This is a genomic window from Kluyvera sp. Awk 3 (assembly GCF_028069715.1).
GTDB classification, from domain to species: domain Bacteria; phylum Pseudomonadota; class Gammaproteobacteria; order Enterobacterales; family Enterobacteriaceae; genus Kluyvera; species Kluyvera georgiana_A.
This window is the reverse complement of sequence record NZ_JANEWH010000059.1, coordinates 20368-28562: the sequence shown is the minus strand read 5'-3', so window position 1 is coordinate 28562 and position 8195 is coordinate 20368. Positions and strand designations below refer to the sequence as shown.

The window sequence follows — 8195 nt, the reverse complement described above, 5'->3', positions numbered from 1 at the left end:
TAATGTATGAGCTTGTTAGTTATTGTCATCAATTGACTATCACGTCTAAAAGGCTGCAATGTCCCGTGATGACGTATTGCATGGAATTTAATCTTATTGAATAGCACATCACCGGACGACTAAGAGATCTGAATAGCGAGTGGTGTATCGTGGCGAAAGCATCTCCCGCTTCATTTGCCACTTCTGCTGAACTCCCTGCCCTGCAAAGTACAGAGTTCCTCTCCCATCTTTTGCATTGAGGTGATCCAGCACCTCCATCAATCGTTCGCTGCCAGCCCGCGGGGCGTTCTCATCGAACAGATTCAGCTGCGCTACGCCCTGGCTGAAGAAGTCGCCCAACATCACCCCTGCTTTCTGGAAGCGGTGACCGTCGCGCCAGATTTTATCTAAACAGCGAGTGGCCGCATTGATGATGTCCCTGCTGTCCTGTGTTGGCGTCAGTAATTTAACCGAGGCGCTATTGCCGTAATACTGCTCGTTAAGCGCAAATGGCGAAGTTTTCACAAACGCAGAAATGAACCGGCAATATTGATGTTCACCACGCAATTTCTCCGCTGCGCGCGCTGCGTAGCTACAAATTGCCTGCCGCATCTGTTCGTACTCTGTGACGCGTTCACCAAACGAGCGGGAACAGACGATCTCCTGCTTTACTGGTGCAAATTCTTCAAGTTCCAGACAAGGTTCGCCGCGGAGTTCTCGTACCGTTCGTTCCAGGACAACGTTGAAGTGCTTACGGATGATCCAGGTGCTTTGCTCTGAAAGCTCCAGGGCGTTTTTGATACCCATTGCATTGAGCTTTTTGCTGATGCGCCTGCCGACGCCCCAGACATCTTCAACGGGCACCAACGCAAGCAAGCGGCGCTGCCGCTCGATGTTCGACAAGTCAACGACTCCGTCAGTCTGTCGCTGCCACTTTTTGGCGGCGTGGTTCGCCAGCTTGGCCAACGTTTTTGTCTGAGCTATTCCGACCCCCACGGTCAGGTGTGTGCGTTGCAATACGGTCGCGCGGATCTCTTTGCCAAATTCCGTCAGATCACGACAGTTACGCACGCCGGTAATATCGCAGAATGCCTCGTCGATACTGTAAATTTCGACGCGGGGACTCATCTCCTCAAGCGTCGTCATCACCCGATGAGACATGTCAGCATAGAGCTCGTAGTTGCTGCTGAAGCAGACCACGCCAGCGCGCCGGAACAGGTCCTTTTGCTTGAAGTACGGTTCCCCCATGGTGATTCCGGCAGCCTTTGCCTCTGCTGACCTGGCGATCACACAGCCGTCGTTATTCGAAAGAACGACCACCGGCCGCCCTTTCAAATCTGGTCTGAATACCGTCTCGCAGGATGCGTAGAACGAATTCACATCACAGAGCGCGAACATATCAATTGGCCGCTTTCACGATGAAAGTCACCACCCCGAACACGTCCAGCGTCTCTTCGCTACCAATGATGATCGGAGAGTAAGCACTATTCATCGGGTTTAGCTGTATCGTTGGCCTCATCTGCAGACGCTTAACAGTAAACTCACCATCGACAGCAGCAATGACAATATCGCCGTGTTCGGCTTTTCTTGAGCTGTCCACTACGAGCAAATCACCATCACTGATCCCTGCCTCTATCATTGAATCGCCTGACGCTTTAACGAAATAGGTAGCACTGGGATGCTGTATAAGTAATTCATTTAAATCAATGCGTTGCTCAACATAATCAGCAGCCGGGGAAGGAAAACCACAAGGTACCAGATCACTGAACAATGGCAGCGCGACTATCTCTCTAAGTTCGGTTGGTGAATAAAACTGCATAATAAACTCACTCACATTGATACTGTTTATACATACAGTATATACTGTACTTATATCCAGTAAAGAGGAGCTAAGCATGTTTGTGGAACTCGTTTATGACAAAAGAAATTTTGATGGTTTGCCCGGTGCGAAAGACATCATTCTGGGGGAGTTGAGCAAAAGGGTGCAGCGCATCTTCCCTGATGCTGATGTGAGGGTAAAACCTATGATGACGCTGCCGGCGATCAATACTGACGCCAGCAAGCATGAGAAAGAGCAGATTAGCCGAGTGGTTCAGGAAATGTTTGAGGAAGCAGAGTTCTGGCTTGTTGCCGAATGAGTGATTTCCCCTATACTTGCGCCAGCGCCACGGCATGAACACCTGGCCTAGCCGCAGCCTGTGGTTGCATACCACAGGCTGCGGCACCTTATAGCTACTCGTGACCGCCGAAGTCCTCCACCGGCGCATCATTAATGTATGTTTCTAATTCCTCAATACGTTTCAGCGCGGCATCCGGATCGGCCAGCATCAGCTTCATCAACTTAACCAGCTGCTTAGTCGCTTCAACGGAGTACGCCGCGGCAACGCCAGCTGTATTGAGATTTTTAAAGTCCTCAATTTTACGTCCATCCGAGAATTCCCTTGAAGTCTCAGAAATGGCTTGTGGGCAGTATTTTTCAACATCCTGGGAAATCAGCCCGACCTCTTCCCCACCATCTTTCTTGTGATAAGTTGCACCGCGGAAGGAAAGAACAGCCTCAAGGGGATTGCGGAGCAATTCAATACCGTATTTATGCCTTACGTCCGAACCACCATTCCAGCTACCTGTTGCCGTAGCATTACCGTTCGTGCCATTGAACTGCCATCTGTTCGGAGTGGTCCCGCCCTCGTACGTCCATGACAACACGTATTCCGGGCTGTTGGTATTTGCCCAGGCCGACCATGTAAACGCCCCGCCATAATTACCAGGCCAGTAAAGTTTAAAGCTGATGTGCGGGTATAAATAACCAGTGCCCACGACGGCCATTTGCTCAAAGTAGAGACCATAGTTTCTGTTTCCCGTATACAGAGAGTCAAAACTGCCTGGCGTGGCATTTGCTTTACCAAACGCTGACGTTAATAACCCGCCCGTTAAACCGTCAATGGTCCCTAACTTTATTGTCTTTGATGTCGCCGCGCCGCTGGTTGCATCTTTAACGACCACCTCTGCGGATACCGTCTTCACACCTCCAAGGTTAACTGATGAAACCTGAAAGTCTGCCGATGCATACTCATCATTTCCGACCTTAAATACTGAGCGAACGGCACCACCTTTAACAGTGGTGTTATTAGCCGGAGCCGTCGCACTGCTGATGATAACGCTCCACGAAGTTATGACAGATTTAACGGAAGCAATGAAGGTCTTGACCCATCCCATCGTTGCAGAGTCCAGATCATCGATAGGGTCAGCTGCAAGCGGCGTCGGTCCCGTGGGGCGAACGTTAAGCCACGCCTCTTCACGATCCGCAAGGTCGCTCAAGTTGTTGGTCTTTACCAGCGCCTCTGCCGGGTTATGGGATGCCGCCTCTTCCGCCGATTTAGCTGCCGCAGTTGCCGAGTCTGCCGCCGCTGTTTCAGAGCTTGCAGAGGCGGCCTCAGAGCTTGCCGCCGCCTTTTGTGATGCAGCCGCAGCAACAGCTGCCGCTTCTGCATCATCCTTCGCCTGTACGATAACCGGCTTATCCTCAGCCACCTGTGCCGCATCGGCCCGTATTTGGTCAGCGATAGAGGTCACCTGGTCGATATCCAGCGCATTCATAATATCAATCAGGCGAAGCCAGGAGGGGCCTGTGTAGCTCGAACCGTCAGCCATTTTGATTGTCACGTTGCCGTTAACTTCCAGCAACTGATACCAGTTATCGATTTCCAGAACGCGCTGGCGAATTGCATAAGCTGTATCCGCTGCAATCTGCGCGCTGATGCGGTTCAGGGTATCCCGCGGCATTGCCGTCCATGCGGCGCCAGTCACCGCCGGGCCGTTGTAGTTCCGGGCAAGTGTCAGTGCGGTATCGCTCTCGACAGATTTCACCGGCAGCGTATAGGTCACCCCGCCTGTGGTAATAACAATGAAATCACCCGCGGATAATTCAGTGGTAAATACCGTTCCATCACCGACCACCGCCGCTGCATTATTTTGAATGGAAATAGTTCCAGCAGACATTGCCTACTCCTGATTAATAAAAGTTCGGGATGACGGGGAGTTTTACGCCCGATACGCCCTCTGACTGAATATCGAAGGTCTGACGCGAAACACGTCTGACGATACGGCCAAAACCGCTCTTTACGTTGCCGCCTGACATCATCAGCCCTTTCATCCTGACAATGTTCCAGCTGGTTGAGTTAGTGGCGGGCCGTACTGCCCAGCCACAGGTTCCGAGCGGTACCATGCCGCCAATTCCCTGCCAGTTAGTCGACGGGTAGAAAAAGCCCTGAATCACAAAAGGTTTGCGGGTGGTTGAAAAAGTGCATTGACCTGCGGCGTTGAAATAATTAAGTCCTGTTCCGGCATAAGGGGCAGCATTCCCGAATATCGCAATGCGTACCCAAATATTCCCGCTGGTTTCTTCATAAATATTCTGGTCGACCGTGCAATAAATTGTATTGCCCATTCTCGATAAAACAGCACTGGGATTATCCCAGGACGCGAACACCATTCCATCAACAGGTATATTCCAGGCACCGTTTATATTAACGTCGCCATACCATATACAACTTCCAAGGTTGGCGTTGGTGGGTATAACGGTGAAGTCAGTGGAGTCCTGAATAAGTAACCCGGAGTTACCGGACTGGCTGGCTGGCGTGATAAACCAGACCTGACCGGCCCACAGATTTCGCCTGCGCGGTCGCCCACTGGTTGAACCGGAGGTCAGACGCAAGCGGCCTGATTCCTGATTCACGCTGGTAAGATAGGCGACCGTGGGATACAGGTCTGTTCCGACTTCATATGCCGCGACCGTTTCAACGGGGATATAGACCGATTCATAACCGCCATTCCAGCCTGGCGTATCAATATACGAAACCTCGTTTCCGTCACCATAATACCCACCCGCAACACCTGTACTGAATACCGGGGCGCGGAGTCCGGCGGTAATAGCCATAGGACGACCATCATTTAAATCAATTAATAATCCACTCGCCATATTATTACCATGTGCCGAGAACTATCCGGCCACCGTTTGGAAGGTTTACAGTCACACCATTTCCATTCAGCACAACAGTATTATTCACACCGTTAAAGCTGAATGCGCCGGATGTTGCATAGAGTGCGCCACGCACAGTAACGTTATTAAATTCTGCATAACCGTTTTTATTTATGGTCCAGCCGAGCATTCCATAAACATAGTTTGTTGACTGGATATATTCGCCGATTTTTGCATTGGTAATTGTGCCATCCTGAATGAATGCGCTACTGATAAATACCTGACCATTAATCGCTGCAAACGGAGAATATTGAGTATCACCTTCACCACTCATCAGAACAAACTGGTTCGCATTGAATCCAATACGGGTGACAACTGGCTTACCGTTTTCTGCCAGAACCGCAATGCTCATCCCGGCGCTGTAGTACACGCCATTAATCCTGATGCCCGCTTTAAGGGTATGAATAGCGGTAGCGCCATCCGCATCGACGGTCGCCGTCAGCTTATCTTCCAGCGTGGCCGTCACATCGTCGATTTGCGCCTGCACCTGAGTTTTAAGCTCTGACATGGCCTCATCAACTTTCGCGATTGTCGTTTTCACCACCAGAATATCGGCGCGAACGCTACCGTACTGCGCCCACTGGTGTTCGATAGTTGCGTTATTGGCCAGCGCATTTTGCAGGATACCCTCGATGTTCTGGTCAATCTGGCTCGTCAGCGCGTCACCGTCTTTGGCCTTCATGAAGTCGTCGGCAATATCGCCCAGGTAGTCATCGGCGTTGTCGTTCGACAGGCCGCGCACCCAGTCTGTCCAGCCCGACTCGTTCCCGGTTTTATCGACCAGCTGCGCGCGGTACCAGAATTCCTGCCCTGCTTTCAGGCCGAGCTGGGTGTATTCAGATGATGGATAGGGGACATCGCTCAGCAGCAGCGGATCCGACTGGTCGCTGTTTGGCGTGTACTGAATTTCCGTTTTCAGCGTATCGGCGGTGTTCGCCGGGAATCCCCAGTTCAGACGGATACCCCAGTTAATACCTGTGGCCACAAATCCAACCGGCTTCGGCGGATTACCTACTTTCCCGGTCAGCGTTGCCTCTTCCGAGTATCCCCAGCCGGATGAGATCTCCGCAGCATTGATTGCGCGGACGCGAACCAGATAGCGGCCTGCGTAGATCGATTCCACCTCAAAGCTGGTTGTTGAACTCCGCGGCACGTTTATCCAGTTCCCGTCGTTGCGCCGCCACTGCGCCTCATAGGCAATCGCATTGTCGACTGCCGACCAGGTTGCGCGCATGGTTTCCACGCTGAGCCCCTGCTGCACCACGGAATAGCTATCAATGGCGATATCTCCGGGCGCTGACTGATTGCCCGGCGGTATCACACTGACGGGCCGCTGGTCGATGATGGCGCCAGTGTCGATTCTGGCGTATTTATCCGGGTCGTGAGCCGCGCCGGAGATCGTAAACGTGCCGTCGTTATTATCGGCGACACTGACCACCCGGTATTGCTGGGCGTACAACGTATCCGACTCAACCACCCACACACATTCCGGCTCCGGCGTCTCACTGTAAGCCGTTGTAACGGTGATCTTGTTACCGTTTACCGCCTGAATCGTCCTGCTTTGCGCCGCGCCGGATGGCAGGTTAAGTATCAGACGGTCGCCGGCGACTGCATCAGCCACACGGTCCAGCTCGATAACCCGACCATTCACCGACCGAATACGGCCGCCGGTGACCTTCCCGGAAAGCAACTCGTCCGCAACTGCGATGATGTAACCGGGTTGCGGGATATTGCCGTCCAATCCGACAGAGAACGTCACCACCCTGTCTTTGTTATTGGTAAGAATGCCCCAGCGCCCTTTGCGGTTAGCTTCTGACTGCCGGGTACAGCCGATCGCTGTCATTTCCAGCTGGTTGAAGCCGTAGCGCGCAACGAGCTGCTGCTCAAATACCGGCTCCATGGCGTCTGCGTAGGCGTTGTCAGGATCGGACCACGAAACCAACGCTGTGGTGTAGCGCGTTTTGGTAGTGCTGCTGGCGTAAGTAAACAGGCCGTCGATGACGTTTGCGCGCGTGTAGGAGAAATCAATGTCGCGCGGCATGTCGGCCAGCGCCACAATCTGATCACCGCCCCAGTAGGTCATCCCCCGGAAGATAGCGGCAAAGTCTCGCAGCACGGTGTAAGCATCGTTCCGGTCCTGCACATACACATTGCAGGTATAGCGTGGCTCTGTCCCGCTGCCGCCTTTTCCATCGGGCACCATCTGGTCGCAATACTGCGCCACTTCATAGAGTGACCATTTATCGATGTTGGCAGCCGTCAGCCGATTACCCAGGCCGAAACGGTCAGAGATAACCAGATCATAAAAAATCCATGCCGGGTTATCTGTCCATGCCCACTTAAACGCCCCCGTCCATGTCCCGTTATAAATGCGGTTTTCAGGGTCGTAGGTATCAGGAACGCGGATAACTCGCCCACGTGGTTCACAGGAGATCTGCGGGATAGAGCCATTGAACTGGCTGGAATCAAATTCGATGTAGAGCAGTGCGGTATTTGGATAGCGTAATTTGGCGTCAATCACCTCTGTGAAGCTCTGCAGCATCAGCGTGTCGCCGATCTTCGCGCTATTGGCATCAGCGGTAATCTTACGCAGTCGGATTGTCCAGGTACTGCCAGCCTGCGGTAAATCAATACGATGGCTGCGCTCATATCCAGTCGTCGTTTTGCCGGTCACACTGGTATTGAGTACCGTCTGCCATGTACCGCCGTCGGTCTGCAGATCAATCGCATAATTAACCGAGTAACCAACCAGATCACCGTCGTCCTCCTGTTTAAAAAGCGAGGGCCATTTCAGACGTAATCGAACCGCTGAAAGCTGTGTATTGGTATACGTGCGCGTCCATGCTGTTGCACTTGATACCTCAGTTCCCACACTTATTTCGTTTTCGGTGCCGGGAATACCCTGAATGTATTTTTGCGCCTGAGTTCCCGCGCGAAACTCCCACGTCACGCCGCTAAAGTTTTGTGAACCGTCGGCATTCTCCAGAGCCGTTCCGTCGAGGTAGATATCTTTACTGGTTAGTTGCCCTGCAAACTCCCCTTCTCCTAGCGCAACGAGAATTTTTGCCTTCGCAACAGATTGCAGATCATCAGGCTGCTCTGTAGGGGTGCGCGAACTGGAACTACCGCCCTTCCTGCCCTTTAATATTTTATCTGTAGCCATGATTACGCCCATAAA

Annotated in this window: 6 protein-coding genes; 1 reads left to right on the top strand and 5 read right to left on the bottom strand. The window is 52.4% G+C overall.

What is annotated here, in order from left to right:
* Positions 1–108: 108 nt before the first annotated feature.
* Complete coding sequence (locus tag NNN71_RS13655) at positions 109–1377, bottom strand: Y-family DNA polymerase (RefSeq protein ID WP_271458696.1); 1269 nt, start codon at positions 1375–1377, stop codon at positions 109–111.
* Position 1378: 1 nt separating this feature from the next.
* Positions 1379–1798, bottom strand: coding sequence for a translesion error-prone DNA polymerase V autoproteolytic subunit (locus NNN71_RS13650; protein WP_223802417.1), 420 nt, complete (start codon positions 1796–1798; stop codon positions 1379–1381).
* Between the two features lie 76 nt (positions 1799–1874).
* Here NNN71_RS13650 and NNN71_RS13645 point away from each other — a divergent pair, with 76 nt between their 5' ends.
* On the top strand, positions 1875–2117 hold the full coding sequence (locus tag NNN71_RS13645; RefSeq protein WP_149384873.1) for a DinI-like family protein: 243 nt from the start codon (positions 1875–1877) through the stop codon (positions 2115–2117).
* Between the two features lie 94 nt (positions 2118–2211).
* Here the strand turns inward: NNN71_RS13645 and NNN71_RS13640 are convergent, their stop codons facing one another.
* The 3 genes from NNN71_RS13640 to NNN71_RS13630 are packed head-to-tail and all read right to left on the bottom strand — an operon-like array spanning position 2212 to position 8180.
* Complete coding sequence (locus NNN71_RS13640) at positions 2212–3978, bottom strand: tail fiber domain-containing protein (RefSeq protein ID WP_271458695.1); 1767 nt, start codon at positions 3976–3978, stop codon at positions 2212–2214.
* 13 nt (positions 3979–3991) lie between these two features.
* On the bottom strand, positions 3992–4957 hold the full coding sequence (locus NNN71_RS13635; protein WP_271458694.1) for a DUF6453 family protein: 966 nt from the start codon (positions 4955–4957) through the stop codon (positions 3992–3994).
* A 4-nt stretch (positions 4958–4961) separates the two neighbouring features.
* Positions 4962–8180 carry a host specificity protein J gene (locus NNN71_RS13630; RefSeq protein WP_271458693.1) on the bottom strand — a complete coding sequence of 1073 codons (3219 nt, stop codon included), beginning with the start codon at positions 8178–8180 and terminating at the stop codon, positions 4962–4964.
* Positions 8181–8195: the final 15 nt, after the last annotated feature.

What these genes read in the sequence shown, in the direction of transcription:
- NNN71_RS13655 (WP_271458696.1), bottom strand. Translation starts at nt 1,377, where the DNA reads ATGTTCGCGCTCTGTGATGTGAATTCGTTCTACGCATCCTGCGAGACG.
- NNN71_RS13650 (WP_223802417.1), bottom strand. Translation starts at nt 1,798, where the DNA reads ATGCAGTTTTATTCACCAACCGAACTTAGAGAGATAGTCGCGCTGCCA.
- NNN71_RS13645 (WP_149384873.1), top strand. Translation starts at nt 1,875, where the DNA reads ATGTTTGTGGAACTCGTTTATGACAAAAGAAATTTTGATGGTTTGCCC.
- NNN71_RS13640 (WP_271458695.1), bottom strand. Translation starts at nt 3,978, where the DNA reads ATGTCTGCTGGAACTATTTCCATTCAAAATAATGCAGCGGCGGTGGTC.
- NNN71_RS13635 (WP_271458694.1), bottom strand. Translation starts at nt 4,957, where the DNA reads ATGGCGAGTGGATTATTAATTGATTTAAATGATGGTCGTCCTATGGCT.
- NNN71_RS13630 (WP_271458693.1), bottom strand. Translation starts at nt 8,180, where the DNA reads ATGGCTACAGATAAAATATTAAAGGGCAGGAAGGGCGGTAGTTCCAGT.